Annotated in this window: 20 protein-coding genes; 10 read left to right on the top strand and 10 right to left on the bottom strand. The window is 54.8% G+C overall.

Annotated elements, in window-relative coordinates; all coding sequences use genetic code 11:
- Window positions 1-233 precede the first annotated feature (233 nt).
- The 4 genes from LZU96_RS09400 to LZU96_RS09385 all read left to right on the top strand — a co-directional run bounded on the left by LZU96_RS09400 (window position 234) and on the right by LZU96_RS09385 (window position 5,445).
- On the top strand, window positions 234-1,961 hold the full coding sequence (locus tag LZU96_RS09400) for a potassium/proton antiporter (protein WP_233988004.1): 1,728 nt from the start codon (window positions 234-236) through the stop codon (window positions 1,959-1,961).
- Window positions 1,962-2,038: 77 nt separating this feature from the next.
- Window positions 2,039-2,272: a DUF1480 family protein gene (locus tag LZU96_RS09395; protein WP_094121422.1), complete on the top strand. Its 234-nt coding sequence runs from the start codon at window positions 2,039-2,041 to the stop codon at window positions 2,270-2,272.
- A gap of 378 nt (window positions 2,273-2,650) precedes the next feature.
- A complete protein-coding gene (gene wbaP / locus LZU96_RS09390; protein WP_233988003.1) occupies window positions 2,651-4,117 on the top strand; it encodes an undecaprenyl-phosphate galactose phosphotransferase WbaP in 1,467 nt (488 codons plus the stop codon).
- Between the two features lie 128 nt (window positions 4,118-4,245).
- Window positions 4,246-5,445 carry a multidrug effflux MFS transporter gene (locus tag LZU96_RS09385; RefSeq protein WP_233988002.1) on the top strand — a complete coding sequence of 400 codons (1,200 nt, stop codon included), beginning with the start codon at window positions 4,246-4,248 and terminating at the stop codon, window positions 5,443-5,445.
- Here the strand turns inward: LZU96_RS09385 and dadX are convergent.
- On the bottom strand, window positions 5,442-6,512 hold the full coding sequence (gene dadX, locus LZU96_RS09380; RefSeq protein WP_233988001.1) for a catabolic alanine racemase DadX: 1,071 nt from the start codon (window positions 6,510-6,512) through the stop codon (window positions 5,442-5,444). The two genes, LZU96_RS09385 and dadX, sit on opposite strands and share 4 nt — an antisense overlap.
- Window positions 6,513-6,531: 19 nt before the next feature.
- Window positions 6,532-7,833, bottom strand: a complete 1,302-nt coding sequence (locus LZU96_RS09375; RefSeq protein WP_233988000.1) for a D-amino acid dehydrogenase — start codon at window positions 7,831-7,833, stop codon at window positions 6,532-6,534.
- Between the two features lie 504 nt (window positions 7,834-8,337).
- On the opposite strand from LZU96_RS09375, the gene LZU96_RS09370 reads away from it, so the two are divergent.
- Complete coding sequence (locus LZU96_RS09370; protein ID WP_233987999.1) at window positions 8,338-9,873, top strand: SpoVR family protein; 1,536 nt, start codon at window positions 8,338-8,340, stop codon at window positions 9,871-9,873.
- Between the two features lie 600 nt (window positions 9,874-10,473).
- On the opposite strand, the gene fadR is transcribed toward LZU96_RS09370, so the two are convergent.
- On the bottom strand, window positions 10,474-11,193 hold the full coding sequence (gene fadR / locus LZU96_RS09365) for a fatty acid metabolism transcriptional regulator FadR (RefSeq protein WP_233987998.1): 720 nt from the start codon (window positions 11,191-11,193) through the stop codon (window positions 10,474-10,476).
- A 211-nt stretch (window positions 11,194-11,404) separates the two neighbouring features.
- Here fadR and nhaB point away from each other — a divergent pair, with 211 nt between their 5' ends.
- Both nhaB and dsbB read left to right on the top strand, forming a co-directional pair.
- The gene (gene nhaB / locus LZU96_RS09360) at window positions 11,405-12,931 is read left to right on the top strand and encodes a sodium/proton antiporter NhaB (RefSeq protein ID WP_233987997.1); all 1,527 of its coding nucleotides are present in this window, start codon (window positions 11,405-11,407) and stop codon (window positions 12,929-12,931) included.
- 126 nt (window positions 12,932-13,057) lie between these two features.
- Complete coding sequence (dsbB, locus tag LZU96_RS09355) at window positions 13,058-13,588, top strand: disulfide bond formation protein DsbB (protein WP_233987996.1); 531 nt, start codon at window positions 13,058-13,060, stop codon at window positions 13,586-13,588.
- 50 nt (window positions 13,589-13,638) lie between these two features.
- On the opposite strand, the gene LZU96_RS09350 is transcribed toward dsbB, so the two are convergent.
- The 3 genes from LZU96_RS09350 to LZU96_RS09340 all read right to left on the bottom strand — a co-directional run bounded on the left by LZU96_RS09350 (window position 13,639) and on the right by LZU96_RS09340 (window position 15,399).
- Window positions 13,639-14,085, bottom strand: coding sequence for a YcgN family cysteine cluster protein (locus LZU96_RS09350; RefSeq protein WP_233987995.1), 447 nt, complete (start codon window positions 14,083-14,085; stop codon window positions 13,639-13,641).
- A gap of 64 nt (window positions 14,086-14,149) precedes the next feature.
- Window positions 14,150-14,809 (bottom strand): fumarylacetoacetate hydrolase family protein, encoded by a 660-nt coding sequence (locus LZU96_RS09345; protein WP_233987994.1) that lies wholly within the window; start codon window positions 14,807-14,809, stop codon window positions 14,150-14,152.
- A 314-nt stretch (window positions 14,810-15,123) separates the two neighbouring features.
- Window positions 15,124-15,399, bottom strand: coding sequence for a YcgL domain-containing protein (locus LZU96_RS09340; protein ID WP_233987993.1), 276 nt, complete (start codon window positions 15,397-15,399; stop codon window positions 15,124-15,126).
- Window positions 15,400-15,554: 155 nt separating this feature from the next.
- Between LZU96_RS09340 and minC the strand changes: the two genes are divergently transcribed.
- Genes minC through minE form a run of 3 tightly spaced genes read left to right on the top strand, consistent with a single transcriptional unit; the run spans window position 15,555 to window position 17,375 of the window.
- Window positions 15,555-16,256, top strand: coding sequence for a septum site-determining protein MinC (minC, locus tag LZU96_RS09335; RefSeq protein WP_233987992.1), 702 nt, complete (start codon window positions 15,555-15,557; stop codon window positions 16,254-16,256).
- A gap of 33 nt (window positions 16,257-16,289) precedes the next feature.
- Window positions 16,290-17,102, top strand: a complete 813-nt coding sequence (minD, locus tag LZU96_RS09330) for a septum site-determining protein MinD (protein ID WP_031374621.1) — start codon at window positions 16,290-16,292, stop codon at window positions 17,100-17,102.
- Window positions 17,103-17,105: 3 nt separating this feature from the next.
- Window positions 17,106-17,375 (top strand): cell division topological specificity factor MinE, encoded by a 270-nt coding sequence (gene minE, locus LZU96_RS09325; protein ID WP_031374622.1) that lies wholly within the window; start codon window positions 17,106-17,108, stop codon window positions 17,373-17,375.
- 53 nt (window positions 17,376-17,428) lie between these two features.
- Here minE and rnd read toward each other — a convergent pair whose 3' ends face one another.
- The 4 genes from rnd to tsaB all read right to left on the bottom strand — a co-directional run bounded on the left by rnd (window position 17,429) and on the right by tsaB (window position 21,886).
- A complete protein-coding gene (gene rnd, locus LZU96_RS09320) occupies window positions 17,429-18,550 on the bottom strand; it encodes a ribonuclease D (protein ID WP_233987991.1) in 1,122 nt (373 codons plus the stop codon).
- Window positions 18,551-18,649: 99 nt separating this feature from the next.
- Entirely contained in the window at window positions 18,650-20,326 is a 1,677-nt protein-coding gene (gene fadD / locus LZU96_RS09315) for a long-chain-fatty-acid--CoA ligase FadD (RefSeq protein WP_233987990.1), read from the bottom strand.
- 207 nt (window positions 20,327-20,533) lie between these two features.
- Complete coding sequence (locus LZU96_RS09310) at window positions 20,534-21,127, bottom strand: Slp family lipoprotein (RefSeq protein WP_233987989.1); 594 nt, start codon at window positions 21,125-21,127, stop codon at window positions 20,534-20,536.
- A gap of 60 nt (window positions 21,128-21,187) precedes the next feature.
- Complete coding sequence (gene tsaB / locus LZU96_RS09305) at window positions 21,188-21,886, bottom strand: tRNA (adenosine(37)-N6)-threonylcarbamoyltransferase complex dimerization subunit type 1 TsaB (protein ID WP_233987988.1); 699 nt, start codon at window positions 21,884-21,886, stop codon at window positions 21,188-21,190.
- Between the last annotated feature and the right edge of the window lie 5 nt (window positions 21,887-21,891).

Here is a 21,891-nt window from a genome sequence, read left to right as displayed (position 1 = left end):
TCACCGGCTTGTTTTTTATCTGCCGAATAACCTGCTAAAAGAGTGGCTTTTCTGCCGCTTGCCTGCCAACTCCCTCATTCTTCACATTAATCTGATTCCATAAGCCAGTTAACAATTGGTATAATTTTCATTTTGACCATGACAACTCTTTGATAAAACATTATCTTTTAGGGATAGCATGGACATTTGTCACCCTTTGCAGCCACGCAACGCCATAACTCAGGAGCCCGGGTTTGAACCACACCATTGTTTACAGTCTGTTTATCATCGGTTCCGTGCTGGTAGCCTCGAGCATTTTGCTCAGCTCTTTCTCCTCACGCCTGGGTATTCCTATCCTGGTTATCTTCCTGGCGCTGGGTATGCTGACCGGCGTGGATGGCATCGGCGGCATCGCCTTTGATAACTACCCCGCCGCTTACCTGATCTCTAACCTGGCGCTGGCTATCATCCTGCTGGATGGCGGGATGCGAACCAAAGCCAGCTCGTTTAAGGTGGCGCTGGGGCCCGCCCTGTCGCTGGCCACCGTCGGCGTGATGATTACCGCGGGCTTAACCGGCGTGGTGGCCGCCTGGCTGTTTAATCTCGATATGATGCAGGGCTTTCTGATTGGCGCGATTATCGGTTCTACCGATGCGGCGGCGGTATTCTCGCTGCTGGGCGATAAGGGCCTGAACGAGCGCGTCAGCTCAACCCTGGAGATTGAATCGGGCAGCAACGACCCGATGGCGGTGTTTCTGACCATCACCCTGATTGAGATGATTGAGCAAGGCCAGACCGGGCTTGACTGGATGTTCCTGGTTCACCTGGTGCAGCAGTTCGGGCTGGGCATTGTGTTAGGCCTCGGCGGCGGCTGGGCGCTGCAGCAGTTAATCAACCGCATCAGCCTGGCGGGCGGGCTCTACCCGCTGCTGGCGTTGAGCGGCGGTATTCTGGTGTTCGCCCTGACCACGGTACTGGAAGGCAGCGGCATTCTGGCGGTCTATCTGTGCGGCTTCCTGCTGGGTAACAGCCCGATTCGTAACCGTCACGGCATCCTGCAGACCTTCGACGGCATGGCCTGGCTGAGTCAGATCGGGATGTTCATCGTGCTCGGCCTGCTGGTGACGCCTTCTGATTTGTGGCATATCGCCGTGCCGGCGATGATTCTGTCGCTGTGGCTGATTCTGGTGGCGCGCCCGCTCTCGGTGTTTATCGGCCTGTTGCCGTTCCGCAGTTTTACCACCCGCGAGCGCTTCTTTATCAGTTGGGTCGGCCTGCGCGGTGCCGTGCCGATTATTCTGGCGGTGTTCCCGATGATGGCCGGACTGGAGAACGCCTCACTTTATTTCAATATCGCCTTCTTTGTGGTGCTGGTCTCGCTGATGCTGCAAGGTACCTCATTGGGCTTTGCCGCGAAAAAAGCCAAAGTGGTGGTCCCGCCAACGGCCTCACCGATCAGTCGGGTAGGCCTGGATATCCATCCGGAGAATCCGTGGGAGCAGTTCGTTTATCAGCTCAGCGCCGACAAATGGTGCGTCGGTGCCGCGCTGCGCGATTTACAGATGCCGCGTGAAACCCGGATTGCGGCGCTGTTCCGCGACAATGTGCTGATGCATCCCAATGGCGGCACTCGCCTGAAAGAGAACGACGTTATCTGCGTGATTGGCCGCGAACGCGATTTGCCGGCGCTGGGCAAGATGTTCAGTCAGTCGCCGCCGGTTTCGCTCGATCAGCGCTTCTTTGGTGACTTTATCCTTGATGCGGAAGCCCGGCTGCGTGATGTGGCGCAGATATACGGTCTGGAACTGGACGAGGAGACCAATGACCAGCAGTCGCTGGGGCAGCTGATGCTGAGTATGCTGGGCGGCGCGCCGGTGGTTGGCGATCAGGTGGAATGGAACCAGCTGACCTGGACCGTGGCCGAGAAAGAAGATAACCGTATTGTGAAGATTGGTGTGCGCCCGGCTGAAGAGAAGGAATAATCCTAATCATTCTGCCCCGTTATTTTCTGCTGATGCACTAAGCTAAGAGTTCAAGCCCGCTTAAACAGGAGAAATGAATGGGACACGTGGTTAAAATTGGTCGTTATGAGATTGTGGATGCCGATCTTGACAGTGAGAACCCCGACACCGTCAGCATCCCCTGTGATACCAATCCCGGCTTAATTACGCAACTTGATGGCTGGGATCGTGACACCAGCATTCCGGCCTGGATCGACGGGGAACCGGTCAATCTGCAAATTGGTCATTATGATAAACAGCAGGACCGCTGGATTTTAAAGAAGCCCGCCTGAGTTGACTTCACTACCGCCGGTCGAGAGATTTGGCGGTAATTCCTAAAAACAGTCTTAAACAGTTTGGTTATAACCACCCCTTCTCTTATTTTATCCTTATTAAACATAGAATTATGACTTTAAAACTTTAATCAGTTTTAACGTTTTCAGATTTTTTCCGTATTAACTCTGTCAAATAACTCCTGCATACTCATACTCAACGCTGCAATATTTCGTGAGTGACATCACGCTTTATCCGTCACTCTTTTCGCAGCTTCTTTTGGCTGTACTGACTGCAACAGACTGAAAATGATTTTTTAATTTTTTCAGTAGCCCACTCCTGAGCGCGTACTTGATTCTGGTCAGGCCATCTTTTACTTGAGAAAGAGAGCAGGTTTTATGGCAAGTACATTGATAATGAATAACCCGAGCCGCTCCTGGAGCGGAACGCGAAAAAATATCATCGTAAAGTTCGCCCTGAGTTTTTCCGATCTGATTGCACTTAATCTGGCGTTGTTTTTATCGGCCGCCACTGTTCAGGGTATTTGGGGAGAGCTGGATACATTTATTCCCCCGCAACAAATTGAATATCGTTTTGTTGCACAATTTATTATGTCCGTCATGTGTACCGGCTGGTTCTGGGTACGCCTGCGCCACTACACCTATCGCAAACCTTTTTGGTTCGAGCTGAAAGAGATCGTTAAGACACTTTTCGTTTTCTCCCTGCTCGATCTCGCCCTGATCGCTTTTTCGAAGTGGGATTTCTCCCGCATGGTGTGGGTGTTCAGCTGGACTTATGCCCTGCTGCTGCTGCCGTTGATGCGTGCCGTAGTGAAGCGCGCGATTAATAAAGCCGGTCAGTGGCAGAAAGAGACGATCATTATTGGCTCCGGCCGGAATGCCACCGAGGCCTACGCGGCGCTGCAAAGCGAAGAGATCCTGGGCTATAACGTACAGGCGTTTATCTCGGTAGACGATGTGCCCGCCGAGCAAAGCGTTAATGGCGTCCCGGTTATCACCTGGAAAGATATTAACTGGCAAACCATCGACCGCGACAACGTGCAGTTCATTGTGGCGATGGAGTATGAGCAGCAGCCTATGCGTGATCGCTGGCTGAAGTTCCTGTCGAAGATGAACTGTCGTTCCGTCTCGGTGATCCCGACCCTGCGCGGTGTGCCGCTCTATGGTACCGATATGTCATTTATCTTCAGCCATGAAGTGATGATCCTGCGGGTCAGTAATAATCTGGCTAAGCACTCCTCGCGGTTCCTGAAGCGCGCCTTTGATATTATTGTCGCGTCAATGCTGCTGCTGTTCCTCGGCCCGATTTTTGCCCTGCTCTGCTACATGGTGAAGCGCGATGGCGGCAATGCTATCTATGGCCATGAGCGCGTCGGTCAGGATGGTAAAAAGTTTAAGTGCCTGAAATTCCGTTCCATGGTGACCAACTCGAAAGAGGTGCTGGAAAATCTGCTGGCCACCAGCGAAGCCGCGCGTATTGAGTGGGATAAGGACTTCAAACTTAAAAACGATCCGCGCATCACCAAAATCGGTGGCTTCCTGCGTAAAACCAGCCTCGATGAGTTGCCGCAGCTGTGGAACGTCATCCGTGGCGAGATGAGCCTGGTGGGACCGCGCCCGGTGATTGAAGCGGAACTGGAGCGCTATGCCGGTGATGTTGATTACTATCTGATGGCGAAGCCTGGCATGACCGGTTTGTGGCAGGTCAGCGGACGTAATGACATCGATTACGATACCCGCGTCTACTTTGACTCCTGGTATGTGAAAAACTGGGCGTTGTGGACCGATATCGCCATCCTGTTTAAAACCGCTGGCGTGGTACTGCGTCGTGATGGTGCCTACTAACTGACAGTAAGCGATGCCTGTTTCGCACAGGCATCGCAACTTCCGCATCTTCTCCTCTATCTTTTTTTGTTGTGAATCATTACCCTCTGCGGCTCGTTTTTTAACAGAACGTTCACCCTCTGGTCGTTATGCAAAAATTTACTCTACTGTTATTGAGCCTGGTGTTGCTGGCACCTTTAGGCATTGATCTCTATTTGCCCACGCTGCCGCAGATTGCGGAAGGGCTGAATACGCCGGTTAACCTGGTGCAGACCACCATCCCGCTGTTTCTGCTGGTGATGGGGCTGGGACAACTGGTGACTGGCCCGCTGGTGGATAACTATGGCCGTAAGCCGATTGCCCTGCTGGGCCTGGCGCTCTACATCGCTGGCAGCGCCATTGCCGCTACCGCCACCTCATTTCCGCTGTTTCTGCTTGCCCGTCTGGTGCAGGGCTGTGGCGTCTGTTGCAGTGCGGTCGTCGCCTTCAGCGGCGTACGCGATCGCCTGAGCGGTGATGATGCGGCACGCGCCTATGGCTTTCTGAATGGCGCATTAAATATCGTTCCGGCACTGGCTCCCCTGCTGGGCGGCCTGCTGGCCAGCGCGTTCGACTGGCGCGCGCCCTTCTGGTTCCTGTGCGGCTACGGCGCGCTGATTATGCTGCTGGTCATTGTCTGGCTGCCCGAAACGCGCCCGGCCGATACCCTGCGGGTGAAAGGATTGCCGATTGCGCAGTATGCCGCCATTTTGCGTCAGCCTCGCTTCCTGGCGTTTGCCTTTGCCAACGCGGGCGCACTGGGCATGGTGCTGACCTATGTCTCTCTGGCTCCGCAGGTATTGATGACCGAAGGCGGCTTATCACCGATTGAGTTCTCTTTTGCCTTTGGTGCCAACGGCTTCTGGATTATGTTCGTCAGCGTCTTCGTCAATAAAACCATCCGCAAAGCGGGACGGCCTTTCTGTCTGGCGATGGGCTTTGTCACGATGCTGCTGGGTGCGCTGTTGCTGCTGGCGGGAATGATGCTGTTTCCGGCATCGATGCAGAGCCATTGGGCGTTGTATATGTTTCCGGTCGCGGTTTCGGTGGCGGGTCTGGCGTTCACCGTCGGTCCCGCGACCAGCTATGCGCTGGAGCCCTATCAGCAACAGGCTGGCGTGGCATCCGCACTACAGGGATTTATTCAGATGGCGGGCGGTGCGGCAGGCAGCCTGGTGATTGTGGCGCTGCCGCTGGCTGAGAAGCTCTCACTGAGTCTGATGATGCTGCTAGGTGCCATGCTGGCGTTGATCGCCTGGCGCTGCAGCCGGAAGATGCGCGGCCGGGTGACCGCGCTTAATCACTCTTAACTGAGCTGAACCGGAACGCGAGGTGCCAGCGCACACATCAGCTCGTATCCGACCGTTCCGGCCGCTTTTGCCACCTGATCGATCTTCACCTGTTCGCCCCATAACTCCACCCGCGAGCCGATGCCGGCTTGCGGACAGGGGGTTAAATCGACGGTGATCATATCCATCGACACCGCGCCTACCACCTGCGTCATCACGCCATCGACGCTGACCGGTGTGCCGTTGGGTGCGTGACGTGGGTAACCATCCGCATAGCCACAGGCTACCACGCCAATCCGCTGCGCCTGCGCCGCATGATAACGGTAGCCATAACCGACGCCATCGCCCGCCTGTAACTGCTGGATACCGATGATCTCACTGCTCAGCGTCATTACCGGCGTCAGTCCGCTGCCGGCAACATCCTGCCAGTCGCCGCTCGGTGACGCGCCATAGAGAATAATACCGGGACGAACCCAGTCATAATGCGCCTCCGGGTGCCACAGCGTGCAGGCGGAGTTAGCGAGCGATCGCGGACAGGTCAGCCCCTCAGCCGCCTGTTCAATACGCTGCAGCGGAGCGATTAAGCCGTCGGGATTTTCCGCATCCGCGAAATGGGCCATCAGTGTTATCTCAGCCACGTTGTTAAGCGCGCGCAATTTTTGCCACGCCGCATTAACCTGCTCAGGGCGAAAGCCCAGCCGGTTCATGCCGCTGTTGACCTTGAGATAGATATCGATCGGTGCCGACAGCGTTGCATTAGCCAGCGCTTTAATCTGCCAGTTACTGTGTACGCTGGTGGTGAGACGATAGCGATCGATCAGGTGCAGATCGTCCGGCTGAAAAAAGCCTTCCAGCAGCAGGATCGGCTTTTTCCAGCCCTGCTCGCGCAACAGAATCGCCTCTTCCAGATTCAGCAGCGCAAAGCCGTCGGTGGAAGCCAGACTTTCCCAGACGCGGGCCAGACCATGACCATACGCGTTAGCCTTAACCACCGACCAGACGCGGGATGCAGGTGCGGCCTGGCGAACCACCGCCAGGTTATGCCGTAATGCCTGCTGATTGATGGTAGCGACAATCGGACGTGACATCCTTCCTCTCCCTGAAAGCTTAACGAGTAGCGTTGGCGTTACGCAGCGGCGCGGCGCTGGCCACAAAACCGGGTAAGTAACGGAACACCGACAGGTCATCGGCGGCAATCGCCGGTTGAATACCGGAGATCAGATCGGCAAGAAGCTGACCCGAACCGCACGCCATTGTCCAGCCCAGCGTCCCGTGACCGGTATTGAGCCAGAGGTTAGACACCGGTGTGGCACCGACAATCGGCGTGCCATCGGGCGTCATTGGACGCAAGCCGGTCCAGAAACTGGCCTGGGCCAGATGACCGCCTTCAGGATAGAGATCACTGACCACCATCTCCAGCGTTTCCCGCCGTGCTTCAGTCAGTCTGGTGTTAAAACCAACAATTTCCGCCATTCCGCCGACCCGAATACGATCGTCAAAACGGGTTACCGCAACTTTGTAGGTTTCATCGAGAATAGTTGAGACCGGCGCAGCATCCGGATTTTTAATCGGGATGGTGAGTGAATAGCCTTTCAGCGGATAGACGGGAATATCCACCACGTTACGCAGCAGCGCGGTGGAATAGGAACCCAGCGCCACAACATACTGATCCGCTTTAACGATCTCCTCGCCACACTTCACGCCGTAGATGCGGTTACCGTCACGCAGCAGATGATCAATCGGTGTCCCGAAGCGGAAAACCACGCCCGCCTCCTCAGCCATTTTTGCCAGCCGCTGAGTAAACAACTGGCAGTCGCCAGTTTCATCGTTAGGCAGGCGCAGACCGCCGGTCAGTTTATGCTGGGTGGCGGCCAGTGCCGGCTCGACGCGCGCCAGCTCATGTGCCTGCAGCAATTCGTAGGGTACGCCCGCGTCACGCAGCACCGCGATATCTTTGCTGGCACTGTCGTACTGCTGTTGCGTACGGAACAGTTGCAGCGTGCCGCCCTGCCGTCCTTCATACGTGATGCCGGTTTCAGCACGCAGGGCTTTCAGGCAATCACGGCTATATTCAGCGATGCGTACCATCCGGCTTTTATTCTGCTGATAGTGGTTGATATCGCAGTTACGCAACATCTGCCACATCCACTCCAGCTGGAAGCTGCTGCCATCCAGCCGCACCGCCAGCGGTGCATGACGCTGGAACATCCACTTAACCGCTTTCAGCGGTACACCCGGTGCAGCCCAGGGTGCCGCATAGCCCGGCGAAATCTGACCGGCATTGCCTGCGCTGGTCTCCAGCGCCGCGGCAGGCTGACGATCGATAACCGTCACCTGATGTCCGGCACGCGCCAGATACCACGCGCTCGCCGCACCCACCACACCACTTCCCAGAATCACAACGTGCATATGTCCCCCACCGGCATGTAAAAGCATAATTCACTATTCATCAGGCGACATTCAGCGGATCCACTCAGCGGAAATCACCTCTAAATTCCAGCAACTATTTCACATCTTTTTTACTTAACAGGTAACTAAAATCATATCAGGCGGCAAAATACAGAGATTTATGCGCCATATCACTCCTGGCCAGAAATAAATGACAACAACAGCAGTTAAATCTGCTTTTGGCAGGAGAATCATTCAACCCCATACAAACAACTTATAAACAGGATTATATGCTGGATTTTAAAATAATGGTCGAGTTAAAGGCTATTAAATTCCACGTCATTCCACTATGAATGATTTTCTGCCAAAGAATTCATTTGAGTTCGCATTTCGGATAAGCGACAGTGGGCTATCATTGTTGTGTTCGCTCAGTTTTTTTCGGGTTCCCTTTCTCAGGATGAAGCCTTAAATAACCGGAACGGGTTGCCTTTCGGGTCAGCCAGTTTGCAAAAAAAGAGGTGCGCTATGACGACAATCTTTGACGATCCCATCAAGGACAGCAAACGACTCAATGACGGACCAGACTGGACATTCGAACTACTGGATGTCTATTTAGCCGAGATCGACCGCGTGGCGAAACTCTACCGGCTCGATACCTATCCGCACCAAATCGAAGTGATCACCTCTGAGCAGATGATGGACGCTTATTCCAGCGTCGGTATGCCGATCAATTATTCCCACTGGTCATTCGGTAAAAAGTTTATTGAAACCGAACAGCGCTACAAGCATGGTCAGCAGGGGTTAGCCTACGAGATTGTGATTAACTCCAATCCCTGCATCGCCTATCTGATGGAAGAGAACACCATGACCATGCAGGCGCTGGTGATGGCGCACGCCTGTTACGGTCACAACTCTTTCTTCAAAAATAATTACCTGTTCCGCAGCTGGACGGATGCCGGTTCGATCGTTGATTACCTGCTGTTTGCGAAGAATTACATCAGTGACTGCGAGGAGCGTTACGGCGTTGAAGAAGTCGAACGGCTGCTCGACTCATGCCATGCGCTGATGAACTACGGCGTTGATCGTTATAAACGGCCGCAGAAGATCTCGCTGCAGGAGGAGAAAGCGCGACAGAAGAGTCGGGAAGAGTATCTGCAAAGCCAGGTGAATACCCTGTGGCGCACCCTGCCACGGCGTGAAAAAGAGACGGTACAGGTTGAAGCGGCGCGTTATCCCTCTGAACCACAGGAGAACCTGCTCTACTTTATGGAGAAGAACGCGCCGCTGCTGGAGCCGTGGCAGCGTGAGATCCTGCGCATCGTGCGCAAAGTGAGCCAGTATTTCTATCCGCAAAAGCAGACTCAGGTGATGAACGAAGGCTGGGCCACGTTCTGGCACTACACCATCCTGAATCATCTGTATGACGAAGGCAAAGTGTCGGAACGCTTTATGATGGAGTTCCTGCACAGTCACACCAACGTGGTGTTTCAGCCGCCCTATAACAGCCAGTGGTATAACGGCATTAACCCCTATGCTTTAGGCTTCGCGATGTTCCAGGACATCAAGCGTATCTGTCAGTCACCCACCGAAGAAGATCGCTACTGGTTCCCGGATATTGCCGGTTCGGACTGGCTGGAAACTCTGCACTTCGCGATGCGTGAATTCAAGGACGAGAGCTTTATCAGCCAGTTCCTGTCGCCGAAAGTGATGCGCGATTTCCGCCTGTTTACCGTGCTGGATGATGACCGCAATAACTTTCTTGAGATCGCCGCTATTCACGATGAAGCCGGTTATCGGGCCATTCGCCAGCAGCTCTCTGCACAGTACAACCTGAGCAATCTTGAACCGAACATTCAGGTCTACAATGTGGATTTGCGCGGTGACCGCTCACTGACGCTGCGCTATGTGCCGCAAAGCCGCACGCCGCTGGATAAGAGCCGGCGCGAAGTGCTGAAGCATGTGCATCGTTTGTGGGGCTTTGACGTGATTCTGGAACAACAGAACGAGGATGGCAGCGTCGAATTGCTGGATCGTAATCCGTCACGCGGTTCGCCGCTGTAACTTTAAAAAAAACCGGACGCGGTTTCTGATGCTCGTTAGTTAAGCGATCGGTGATAGCGCAGTCTGGTGCTGCTCAGGGGCTGGCGGTCCTCGCGCCGCTGCGCGGTACCTTCACTTCATTCCTCTGCCTGACGGACCGCCGGGGATGGCACATCCTGTGCCGCCCCGCCTTTCGCCCGCGTCCTGCGGGCTCTCCTGGCTAATGTTCAGCGCTGCGGATTGCCTGCCCCTGATCGGCCCCAGCCTGCTCTGAAACTTCAGTACGTGCTGTTAAAAAGGGCACGAGCGTGAAGGCCTGAGCGCCTCTGCTGCTGAAAGGGCTATCCGCAGCGCTGAGGCGTGACGGTGGGCCAGAACGCCACGCCGGGAAGCGTGGAGAGTTCGGGGCCGGCCAGGGAGGGCCGATCCCCGAACGGCTCGTCGGCACGACGTCAAAGCCGAAGGTACCGCGTGAGCGGCGCGAGGACGGCCCGGCAGCAGCAGCGGTGCGCAGGCCCGCACTCCGGCATACTCACCCAAAAAAAAGCTGCCACGTTTAACCGTGACAGCCTTTGCAAATTTAACCTTAACGGACGAGCCTGAGGCGAGATGCCCGGCTTTTTAGCGTTTACTGCTGAGATCGTCTGGCATACTTTTCTGCATACTGTGCCAGATTTCACCGCTGCGACGCCCGTAGTGGCGCACCGCATCTACAATTTCATCCTGGCCCGGCTCTTTGTCACACAGCGCCAGTAACGAGAGATAAAAATCACGCGCCACCTGACGAGCTTCCGGATTAGAGAAGTAGTGACGACCGACGCGGGTATAGAGCCCTTTCAGTCCATTGAGGATCAGACCGTAAATCGGATTCCCTGAAGCAAAGGCCAGACCGCGGAACACCCGATAGTCGAGTTCAGTGTAAGCATCCGCCTGATCGTCGGCACTGGCGACGGTCTCCAGCACGGCACGCGCTTTCTCCGGATGGTGGCGCAACGCGCGACTGATAAAGATGGAAGAGATGTTGGTGCGAACCGACAGCAGGTTATCGATTAACACCGGCACGCTGTCGTGATCGAGACGGGCGAGCGTTTCCAGAATGTTCAGTCCGGACGTTTCCCAGAAGTCGTTAACCCGGGTCGGTTTTCCGTGCTGAATGGTGAGCCAGCCATCACGCGCCAGCCGCTGCAACACTTCACGTAATGTGGTGCGCGTAACCCCAATCAATTCAGAAAGCTCACGTTCAGCAGGAAGAATCGACCCTGGCGGAAAGCGGCTGTTCCAGATGCTTTCAATAATATACTCTTCAGCAAATCCCGCTGGACTCTGAGCCTTTATGACCATAGCAGTGTGTTCTCGTTGCTTTCTTAATCGTAATGGGCACTCATCATACCAGACGCCCTATAGCGGATATAGCCTGCGCAACTATTTAAACCGGATGCAGGTACCATTTTCAGGCCTGCCTCACGGCGAATTTGCCGCGATTTGCGCCAGACCCTGCTAAAGATTATTCTTTGCAGCAAAATCGATACACAACAACAGGATACTTATTCCGATGGATATGACTTATGGGCAGGCGTTAAAACGGAACTTTCTTGGCCAGTCTCCCAACTGGTATAAGGGATTAATGCTGGCTTTTCTGATCGTTAATCCATTAATTTACGCTTTTGTCAGCCCGTTTGCTGCGGGTTGGTTATTAGTAGCAGAGTTTATTTTCACCCTGGGTATGGCGCTTAAATGCCATCCGCTGCTGCCTGGCGGTCTGCTGGCGCTGGAAGCTATTTTCATCGGCATGGCCAGCGCGGAGCAGGTTAAAACCGAGCTGGCAAACAACCTGGAAGTGCTGCTGCTGTTAATCTTTATGGTGGCCGGCATTTTCTTTATGAAGCAGCTGCTGCTGTTTGTCTTTACCCGGCTGCTGCTGTCGATTCAGTCAAAAGTGCTGCTCGGCGTCACCTTCTGCCTGGCCGCCGCCTTTCTCTCCGCCTTCCTTGATGCCTTAACGGTGCTGGCAGTAGTGATCAGCGTCGCCGTCAGTTTTTATCAGATCTATCACCGCGTCGCCTCCGATCCACAAAATCAGCATCACCCGCTGGCACAACGTGAGACGCTGGAGCAGTTTCGGGCATTTCTGCGCAGCCTGATGATGCAGGCGGGCGTCGGTACCGCGCTGGGTGGCGTGATGACCATGGTCGGCGAGCCGCAAAACCTGATTATTGCCCATGCCGCCAGCTGGGACTTTACCCAATTTTTCCTGCGTATGGCGCCGGTGACCGTTCCGGTGCTGCTATGCGGCATCCTGACCAGTGTGCTGGTAGAAAAGTGTAAATGGTTTGGCTACGGCGTAACCCTGCCCGCCAGCGTACGTCAGTTGCTGGAGGAGAGCGAAAAACAGGAGGCTGCCCAGCGTACCCGTCAGGACACCATCAAACTGTGGATTCAGGCGGCAATTGGGATCTGGCTGATTATCGCGCTGGCCTTTCATCTGGCCGAAGTGGGACTGATTGGCCTGTCGGTGATCATTATGGCGACCGCGCTGTGCGGCATCACCGATGAGCACACCATCGGCCAGGCATTCACTGAAGCCCTGCCTTTCACGGCGCTGCTGACGGTGTTCTTTGCGATTGTGGCGGTGATCATTGAGCAACAGCTGTTTGCGCCGCTGGTCTCATTCGTTCTCAGCGCGGAGCCTGAGGCCCAGCTCAAATGGTTCTACGTCTTTAATGGCCTGCTCTCTTCCATTTCCGATAACGTTTTTGTCGGGTCGGTGTATATCAATGAAGCACGTCATGCCTTTGATCGCGGCGCGATTGACGCGCAGCAGTTTGAGTTGCTGGCGGTAGCGATTAATACCGGTACCAATCTCCCTTCCGTCGCTACCCCTAACGGTCAGGCGGCGTTCCTGTTCCTGCTGACTTCAGCACTGGCACCGCTGATTCGCCTCTCATATGGGCGGATGGTCTGGATGGCACTGCCGTTTACGGTGGTCCTGTCGCTGGTCGGCTATCTGTCTATCCATTTTCTGCTGCTGCCGCTGACTGACAGTATGCTCAACATGGGATGGTTGTTACCGCCACACTGATCAACGCTTTCCCTGGTCTGGATCAGGTTCAGGTCATATTTGAACATGATTTTTCCCTGGCCCAGGCTGGTTTGACGGCGCTTTTGGTTTACACTGCGTGACATTGACGTTTACAGGGAATGCAATATGTTACGATATCTGAATCAATGTTCTCGCGGTCGTGGAGCCTGGTTATTACTGGCCCTGACGGCGCTGGCGCTGGAACTCACTGCGTTGTGGTTCCAGCACGTTATGGGGCTCAAACCCTGTGTGATGTGTATCTATGAGCGCAACGCGCTGTTCGGCGTGATGGGTGCCGGTCTGGTCGGTGCCATTGCGCCAAAAACGCCATTAAGACTGGCTGCGCTGGCGTTGTGGATCTACAGCGCCTGGCAGGGTCTTCGTCTCTCCTATGAACACACCATGATTCAGCTGCATCCCAATCCTTTTACCACCTGTGATTTTGCTGCCCGCTTCCCGAGCGGCTTACCGCTGGATAAGTGGCTGCCGTCCGTGTTCCTCGCCAGCGGTGATTGCGCAGATCGCAGCTGGAGCTTCCTGACGCTCAGTATGCCGCAGTGGATGATTGTGGTGTTCGCCGGTTATCTGCTGGTGGCGCTGCTGGTGCTGATTGCTCAGCCGTTTAAAGCCAAACGTCGCGATCTCTTTAGCCGCTGACGCCATAAAAAAGGCTGCCATCGGCAGCCTTTTTTAATTCTTTCCGGCGCTTAGCCGTTGCGGTCTGGTCGATCAATGATGTGATCTTCCCAGTCGCGTACTTCACTCTCCCGCACCGCAATATATCGCACCGAAATGCGCTGGGCGTGCATCGCATTTTTTGAGCCTGCACGCAGCGGATGCCACGCAGGCAACGGCTTGCCCTCACCCAACAGGCGATAGGCGCAGGTGCGCGGCAGCCAGTTGAACGTGGTGAGGTTTTCCCGCGTCAGCTTGATGCAATCCTCTTCATATTCAAAGCGACGCTCATAGTTGCGGCACTGGCAGGTTTTGATGTTGAGCTGGTTACAGGCGACGTTGGTGAAGTAGATCTCATCGGTATCCGCATCCTGCAATTTGTTCAGACAGCACTGCCCGCAACCATCACACAAGGATTCCCATTCCTCATCGCTCATTTGTGCCAGGCGTTTGTGTTGCCAGAAAGGGGTGTCAGTCATGATGATTGTCCGGGTTTAGCGTAAACCGCACCTTATAAAGCCTCTGGTGCGGCGATGCAAGTTTTTACAGAACGCGCGTGCTGATGCCGTGACCAGCCAGTGACACTTCCAGCGTGTCGCCGGAACGCATCGGACCGACCCCTTCCGGCGTTCCGGTCAGGATCACGTCGCCAGCGCGCAGGGTGAAATACTGACTCATGTGCGCAATCAGCGGCAGGATTTTATGGATCATATCCGCGGTAGAACCGTGCTGGCGCACCTCGCCATTGACCCGCAGTTTCAGTTCAGTATTTTGCGGATCGTCACTAAATTCGGCCACCGGGATAAAGCCGGAAATCGGACAGGAGTTATCGAATCCCTTGGATTTTTCCCACGGCTGTCCGGCTTTTTTCAGTCCGGCCTGCAGGTCACGCAGCGTCAGGTCGAGCGCCACACCATAACCCGCAATCGCCTGCGCCACATGCGCTTCAGATGCCTGCTTCAGGGTCGCGCCGATCAGCACGGCCAGTTCAACTTCATGATGGACTTCGCCAAACGCATCCGGAATCGAGAGCGGCTGGCGTAAATCACACAGAGCGGTTTCCGGCTTGATAAAAATCACCGGCTCAGTTGGCGTGGCACTGCCCATTTCCTTGATGTGTTTCGCATAGTTGCTGCCAACGCAAACCACTTTGCTGACCGGAAAATCCAACAGAGCGCCTTGCCAGTTACGATGCTGATACATGCTCATCCCCTGCGTAGGTTAGGTGTGATGCCAGCGTGGCTGGCGGGTTGATGTTTGCTGATGAGTTGATCGAAATGCCAACCTCATCGCCTGATAATAAGATGCTTTTTGCGGTCAGGTGAGCAGAATTTGTCAAAAAGCGTGAATCAGAGCGCGGAAGTGATGAATAAATGCACAAATGACGCTAAATATCAGGCAGGCGATTTAAAAATAACTGGATAGATAAGCAGTACGTTTAATTTTAGCGGGGACAAAAAAATATTAAACCTGACGGCTTCAGCGCGACAGGATTAATATTTACAGATGAATCCGAATTAAACTTTTTTATCGGTCTGCAGATGAAGGGTAAGCAGACTTTCTATCGGCGGCGGCAGTTGTAAATAATAGCCCTGCTCACTCAATCCCTGCTTAACTTTATTGATATCCGCATTAGCCAGCCTGTCGCGGCCCGCCAGCTTCAGCACCATTGCCAGCTGAGGCTTGCCAAAGCCTTTCAGCAATTCGGGCGGTACGCGAGAAAAATCGTCTTTTTTTTCAACATAAAGATAAGTCTGGTCGCGCAGTGGGCTTCTGTAGATCACACAAAACATATTTTTTACTCGAATTAACCAGCGTTGAGGCTTGTCTGAATATAGCTGTAACTATAACATGCTTGCAGAACTTCGAATATTCACCGTTGGCGCTTTAATGATGATTTTATCGTCGCTTAGCCAACGGTAGTGAAAACAGGACTGAGTCGGGACAGATGTCGCAAACGCCAATCGAATTCAAAGGTAGCAGTTTCACCCTATCTGTCGTCCATCTGCATCACCACGATCCCGCGGTGATTCGTAAGGCACTTCAGGACAAGATTGACCAGGCTCCGGATTTCCTGAAAAACGCCCCGGTGGTGCTGAACGTTGCGGCTTTAAGTGCCGATATTAACTGGAAGCAGCTACAGCAGGCGATTATCGCCACCGGTTTGCGCATTGTCGGCGTGAGCGGCTGTAAAGATGATGCGTTGAAACGCATGATTTCACGCGCAGGCCTGCCGGTTCTGGCGGAGGGCAAAGAGGCGAAAAGCCGCAGCGATGCTCCCGCACCTGAACCTCAGCCGGTGGTGGCTGAACCGCTGGCGGCCAAAACCCGCATCGTGAATACCCCGGTGCGTTCTGGTCAGCAAATTTATGCCCGTGACGCGGATTTAATCATCACCAGCAGCGTCAGTGCCGGTGCCGAACTGGTTGCGGACGGCAACATTCATATTTACGGCATGATGCGCGGTCGGGCGCTCGCCGGCGCTGGCGGAGACCGGGATTGCCAGATTTTTTGTACCAATCTGGCGGCAGAGCTGGTCTCGATTGCTGGCGAATACTGGATCATGGATCAGATCCCCGAAGCTTTTTTTGGTAAAGCGGCGCGCCTTTGCCTGCAGGATGGCGCGCTCACCATCCAGACACTTAATTAGGCCCCTTTTCTTTTGTTAAGGAAATCAACATTTATGGCACGCATTATTGTAGTTACATCCGGTAAAGGGGGCGTTGGTAAGACCACGTCAAGCGCGGCCATCGCCACCGGTTTAGCGCAGAAAGGCAAAAAAACGGTCGTTATCGATTTCGATATCGGTCTGCGTAACCTGGATTTGATCATGGGTTGTGAACGACGCGTGGTCTACGATTTCGTCAACGTGATTCAGGGCGATGCGTCGCTGAATCAGGCGTTGATTCGCGATAAGCGCACCGAGCAACTCTACATTCTGCCTGCGTCACAGACCCGCGATAAAGATGCCCTGACCCGCGAAGGTGTCGAAAAAGTCCTCAACGATTTAGCGGCGATGGAGTTTGATTTTATCGTCTGCGACTCTCCGGCAGGGATTGAAACCGGCGCGCTGATGGCGCTCTACTTCGCTGATGAAGCGATTATCACCACCAACCCGGAAGTCTCGTCGGTGCGTGACTCTGACCGTATTCTCGGTATTATCTCTTCCAAGTCCCGTCGCGCAGAAAACAGCCAGGAGCCGGTTAAGGAGCACCTGCTGCTGACCCGCTATAACCCTGGCCGGGTAAACCGTGGCGATATGCTGAGCATGGAAGACGTGCTGGAAATCTTACGCATTCCTCTGGTCGGCGTGATTCCGGAAGATCAATCGGTGTTACGTGCCTCTAACCAGGGCGAGCCGGTGATCCTCGATGGTGAATCAGATGCTGGCAAAGCCTATGCCGATACCGTTGAACGGTTGCTCGGTGAAGTACGCCCCTTCCGCTTTATTGAAGAAGAGAAGAAGGGTTTCCTGAAACGCCTGTTCGGGGGATAAACCATGGCATTACTCGATTTCTTTTTATCCCGGAAGAAGAACACTGCCAATATAGCCAAGGAAAGGCTGCAGATTATTGTGGCAGAACGCAGAAGGGGCGACAGTGAGCCCCACTATCTTCCGCAGCTCAAGCGCGACATTCTGGAAGTGATTTGTAAATATGTCAAAATCGATCCGGAAATGGTCACGGTTCAGCTCGATCAGAAAGGTGACGACATCTCTATTCTGGAGCTGAACGTCACGCTACCGGAAACGGAAGAAGTGACTAAATGACGCTGACCGTTTCCTGAATTTCCCCTGCGCAGTAGCAGGGGAAATTTTATCGGTCACACTCCGGCCAGAATCTCATCAATGCCGGGTTTCAGCAGTTCCCCGCGCCATCCGGTCAGTAACTCCGGCTGACGTCCCTGTGGCTTCAGGCCCCAGTGCTGGCTCAGCACCTGATTGATCTGACGCCGTGACGCCAGTAACTCCTGGCTGAATCCGCTCTGCTCGCTGACCTGCTGTACCAGCGCTTTCATCGCTTTGAACACCTGCTTGTAATGCGGATGGTCGATCAGATTGCCGAGCGCGGCGGGCAATTCACTCTCATCCAGCGCCTGGGCTTCTGCCACCAGCGCCACCAGGGTTTTGCCGTGGAAACGGATCTCGTGCCCTGACAGGCCGAGATGGTCCAGTTCGCCCAGCGAACCTGGCATAAAGCGCGCCACTTTCCACAGATGCTCTTCACGCACCACAAAGTTAACCGCCATATCTTTTTCACGCGCCAGTTTCAGACGCCACGCGGCCAGCCGCTGCAGCGCCGCCAGCTGACGCGGACGCAGTTGCCAGGCATTGGTGATCTCACGCCACGCTTCCTCAGGTGCCAGAGTATCAAGACGACGCTGACAGAGGTTGTCACACTCACTGAGTGCGGCAGCCATGTTGCCGGCCGCCTCAGTCTGCACCATCAGCTGACGAGCAATGGGCAGCAGATAGTGAACATCGGCTGCCGCATACTGACATTGACGCTCGGTGAGCGGGCGCGCTAACCAGTCGGTACGCGACTCGCTCTTGTCCAGCTCGACCTGGGTAAAGTGGGCCACCATTGAGGCAAAGCCCCAGGAAAGCGGCTGGCCGGAGAACGCTGCCAGAATCTGGGTATCGATCATCGGCTGTGGCAGCACACCAAAACGGTGCAGGAACACTTCCAGGTCTTCGCCACCGGCGTGCAGGAATTTGGTCACCGCGGTATCAGTGAGTAAGGCAATAAACGGCGACCAGTCACGGATCGCGAGGGGATCGATCAGCACAAGCTGGTGGTCATCGAACAGCTGGATCAAACCGAGTTGCGGGTAGTAGGTCCGGGTGCGGACAAATTCAGTATCCAGCGCGACAGCCGATTGCTGGCGCGCTTTCTGGCAGACTTCAGCCAGCTGTTCATCCTGGTCGATCAGAGAGTAGTTCACGTCTGGTTTTTTCCACCGCAGCTAACAACGTGCGGCGCTCCATGTTAAAAAAGTAAAAACGCCGGACATGCCGGCGTCTGACCTGAATCTTTCCAGCGCTTAGCTTGCGCTGGGTTTCACTTCGTCGCGCAATTCGCGGCGCAGAATTTTGCCAACGTTGGTTTTTGGCAGCTCCTCACGAAACTCGATGATTTTTGGCACCTTGTATCCGGTCAGCTGACGGCGGCAGTGATCAAGCAACTCCTCTTTGGTCAGTGAGGGATCTTTCTTCACCACGCAGACTTTGACCGCCTCGCCAGAAAGATCGCTGGGCACGCCGATAGCGGCCGCTTCACGCACTTTGGGATGTTGCATCAGCACATCTTCGATCTCATTCGGATAGACGTTAAAGCCGGAGACCAGAATCATATCTTTTTTACGATCGACGATGCGAATAAAGCCTTCCTGATCAACGGTAACAATATCGCCGCTGTGGAGCCAGCCATTTTTCAGCACTTCCTCGGTGGCATCCGGACGCTGCCAGTAGCCGAGCATCACCTGAGGACCGCGGATACAGAGTTCGCCCGGTTCACCCGGTGACACCTCATTACCATTATCATCAACAATCAACACGTCGGTTGAGGGAACCGGCAAACCAATACTGCCGGTGTGACAGCTGATGTCGTAAGGGTTCACCGATACCAGCGGTGAACACTCGGTCAGGCCGTAGCCCTCCAGCAGATAGTGGCCGGTCAGCTTTTCCCAGCGTTCTGCCACCGCTTTCTGCACCGCCATCCCGCCACCGGCTGACAACCGCAGCGTACTGAAATCGAGCTTATTGAACTGCTCATCGTTCAGCAGAGCGTTAAACAGGGTATTGACGCCGGTAATAGCGGTGAAGGGAAATTTCGCCAGCTCTTTCACAAAGCCGGGAATATCGCGTGGATTGGTGATCAGCAGATTCTGCCCGCCCAGTTCCAGGAACAGCAGGCCATTTACCGTCAGAGCAAAGATATGATAAAGCGGCAACGCCGTGACCACGCACTCTTTACCGTCACGCAGCACTTTACCGTAGGTGGCTTTGGTCTGTTCAAGGTTGGCCTGCATATTGCGGTGAGTCAGCATCGCGCCTTTGGCAATGCCGGTGGTGCCGCCGGTGTATTGCAGAAAAGCGAGGTCGTCATTGGTCACCGTCGGCCGCTGATAAGTCAGCGTGGCGCCGGCCTCCATCACCTCACGAAATGAGATCGCGCCTGGCAGATGGTATTTGGGCACCAGTCGTTTGACATATTTAACCACGAAATTAACCAGCGTAGCTTTTACCGGCGCCAGTTGATCGCCCATCCGGGTCAGGATCACATGGCGAACAGCGGTTTCTGCCACCACTTTTTCCAGCGTGTGGGCAAAATTCGACACAATAACGATGGCGCTGGCACCGCTGTCATTCAGCTGATGCTTGAGCTCGCGCGGCGTATAGAGCGGGTTGACGTTGACCACCACCATGCCAGCACGCAGCACACCAAACAGTGCCACCGGATACTGCAGCAGGTTCGGCATCATCAGGGCGACCCGGTCGCCCGCTTTCAGTCCCAGTTGCTGTTGCAGATAAGCGGCGAAAGCGCGACTTTTCTCTTCCAGCTGGCGGTAGGTCATCTTCTGACCCATGTTCCAGAAGGCAGGTTGATCGGCGTAGCGTTTTGCGGCCTGCTCAAACAGATCCACCAGCGAAGTATAACGATCTGCACTTATTTCGGCAGGCACATCTGCCGGGTAGCGTTTCAGCCAAACCTTATTCAAGGATCCACCCCGATAATCATGTTGTATTTCCATCGCTGCCTCAGCCAATCTGGTTTGTTAACAATATTTTAACTGATTGTACCAGTTTGCCTGCTTCGGCATGTTGAGGTTGCGAAGTCCATCACTAAATTTCGTGCTGTTAAAACAGCCAAATAAAAAGCCCGGCGGCGAGCAGCGCTACCGGGCTAAAAAAAAGGGCACTACGGGTTACTCAGTCAGAATCGTTTCTACCTGGGCCGGGCCGCTGCTGTACATTCCCCAGTAGGGATTCGGTCCCCAGTAGCCCGGGCGATGACGCGTCGGGCCATACCAGATCCACGGATCGATCGGCTGCGGCGGTGTTGTCACCTGTCGGGTGAGATGCCAGCGCTGATAACCCCGCACGTCAATCACCACAAATTTGTAATTCGCCTCACCGATTTTACCCGGCTCGGTGCCTTTGATGGTTCCCAGCACCGTGACAAACTGATCTTTCACATCCACGGGATCAACGAAACCGTGGATGTCGGCATAGATACGCCCTACCGAAGCGGCTCCCAGCCGGGGCCGGGCACTCTCATCCAGCGGCTGCGTAGCGATCTCCAGCCGGGTTTTGCCATTGAGGTTGGTGACATTCACGACTTTGCCGCCAAAACGCGATTCCTGGCCGGTATAGATGGCCGGATCGTTCATTACCCGCAACAAATCCTGTTGCGGCTGTGGTGAACTGCCCTGCAGCGTGTCAGGAATCGACACACAACCTGTTAAAACCAGCGTACAGGTCAGTAGCAGACCCGTTAGCCCTTTAGCGCACATTGACATAGGCGTTCTCCAGTTACGTAATGGCTTAGACTGGACGCATAACAATAAGTTGCGTGCGATCTAGCGGCCTGGCAACTTTTTCCATGCCACTTCATTACGCAGATAAGTTGGCTCGGCATTTTCCGGCTGCAGCGTCTTGCCCTGCTGCAAGGCAATGACGGCCAGCGGCAGCATATCTTCTGCCGCCGGTAGCGTGACCTCACTGGCATGCAGCGTCAGCGCATGACCCTGCTGCAGTGCAGGATAGGCTTGCCAGCCGGTACCGGCAGTCATCCATTCGCCGGACAGCGCCTGCATCCTGGCCAGTGCGGCCTCAGGGGATAATACGCTTTCGCTGGTTTCGCCCTGCCAGACACCATTTTCGTCACGCTGATACTCGGCCCAGTAGACCTCCCCCATTCGCGCATCAATGGCGGCTAAAACGCGGGTCGCGCCCTGCAGACGCCAGGCACCTTCAGCCAGCGTAGCCAGGGTAGAAATGCCGATCATCGGTAGCGCTGCACCCAGCGCCAGCCCCTGGGCGATACCAATACCGATGCGTACGCCGGTAAAACTGCCGGGACCGCGGCCAAAGGCCAGCGCGTCGAGTTGCGTCAGGTCGAGCTGCTGCGCCAGCAGTAACTCTTCAATCAGCGGCAAAATGCGCTGCGTATGATCGCGCGGGGCGATCTCAAATCGGGCATCAATCTGTTGCTGATTCAGCAAGGCCGCTGAACAGGCTTCTGTCGCCGTATCCAGCGCTAAAATTCGGGCTGACATGACCA

It is taken from the genome of Pantoea agglomerans, assembly GCF_021397715.1.
Lineage (GTDB): Bacteria > Pseudomonadota > Gammaproteobacteria > Enterobacterales > Enterobacteriaceae > Pantoea > Pantoea astica.
Note: the sequence above shows the minus strand (reverse complement) of the source record. Positions and strands in the feature narration are given on the sequence as shown.

What these genes read in the sequence shown, in the direction of transcription:
- LZU96_RS09395 (WP_094121422.1), top strand. Translation starts at nt 2,039, where the DNA reads ATGGGACACGTGGTTAAAATTGGTCGTTATGAGATTGTGGATGCCGAT.
- wbaP (WP_233988003.1), top strand. Translation starts at nt 2,651, where the DNA reads ATGGCAAGTACATTGATAATGAATAACCCGAGCCGCTCCTGGAGCGGA.
- LZU96_RS09385 (WP_233988002.1), top strand. Translation starts at nt 4,246, where the DNA reads ATGCAAAAATTTACTCTACTGTTATTGAGCCTGGTGTTGCTGGCACCT.
- dadX (WP_233988001.1), bottom strand. Translation starts at nt 6,512, where the DNA reads ATGTCACGTCCGATTGTCGCTACCATCAATCAGCAGGCATTACGGCAT.
- LZU96_RS09375 (WP_233988000.1), bottom strand. Translation starts at nt 7,833, where the DNA reads ATGCACGTTGTGATTCTGGGAAGTGGTGTGGTGGGTGCGGCGAGCGCG.
- LZU96_RS09370 (WP_233987999.1), top strand. Translation starts at nt 8,338, where the DNA reads ATGACGACAATCTTTGACGATCCCATCAAGGACAGCAAACGACTCAAT.
- fadR (WP_233987998.1), bottom strand. Translation starts at nt 11,193, where the DNA reads ATGGTCATAAAGGCTCAGAGTCCAGCGGGATTTGCTGAAGAGTATATT.
- nhaB (WP_233987997.1), top strand. Translation starts at nt 11,405, where the DNA reads ATGGATATGACTTATGGGCAGGCGTTAAAACGGAACTTTCTTGGCCAG.
- dsbB (WP_233987996.1), top strand. Translation starts at nt 13,058, where the DNA reads ATGTTACGATATCTGAATCAATGTTCTCGCGGTCGTGGAGCCTGGTTA.
- LZU96_RS09350 (WP_233987995.1), bottom strand. Translation starts at nt 14,085, where the DNA reads ATGACTGACACCCCTTTCTGGCAACACAAACGCCTGGCACAAATGAGC.
- LZU96_RS09345 (WP_233987994.1), bottom strand. Translation starts at nt 14,809, where the DNA reads ATGTATCAGCATCGTAACTGGCAAGGCGCTCTGTTGGATTTTCCGGTC.
- LZU96_RS09340 (WP_233987993.1), bottom strand. Translation starts at nt 15,399, where the DNA reads ATGTTTTGTGTGATCTACAGAAGCCCACTGCGCGACCAGACTTATCTT.
- minC (WP_233987992.1), top strand. Translation starts at nt 15,555, where the DNA reads ATGTCGCAAACGCCAATCGAATTCAAAGGTAGCAGTTTCACCCTATCT.
- minD (WP_031374621.1), top strand. Translation starts at nt 16,290, where the DNA reads ATGGCACGCATTATTGTAGTTACATCCGGTAAAGGGGGCGTTGGTAAG.
- minE (WP_031374622.1), top strand. Translation starts at nt 17,106, where the DNA reads ATGGCATTACTCGATTTCTTTTTATCCCGGAAGAAGAACACTGCCAAT.
- LZU96_RS09310 (WP_233987989.1), bottom strand. Translation starts at nt 21,127, where the DNA reads ATGTCAATGTGCGCTAAAGGGCTAACGGGTCTGCTACTGACCTGTACG.
- tsaB (WP_233987988.1), bottom strand. Translation starts at nt 21,886, where the DNA reads ATGTCAGCCCGAATTTTAGCGCTGGATACGGCGACAGAAGCCTGTTCA.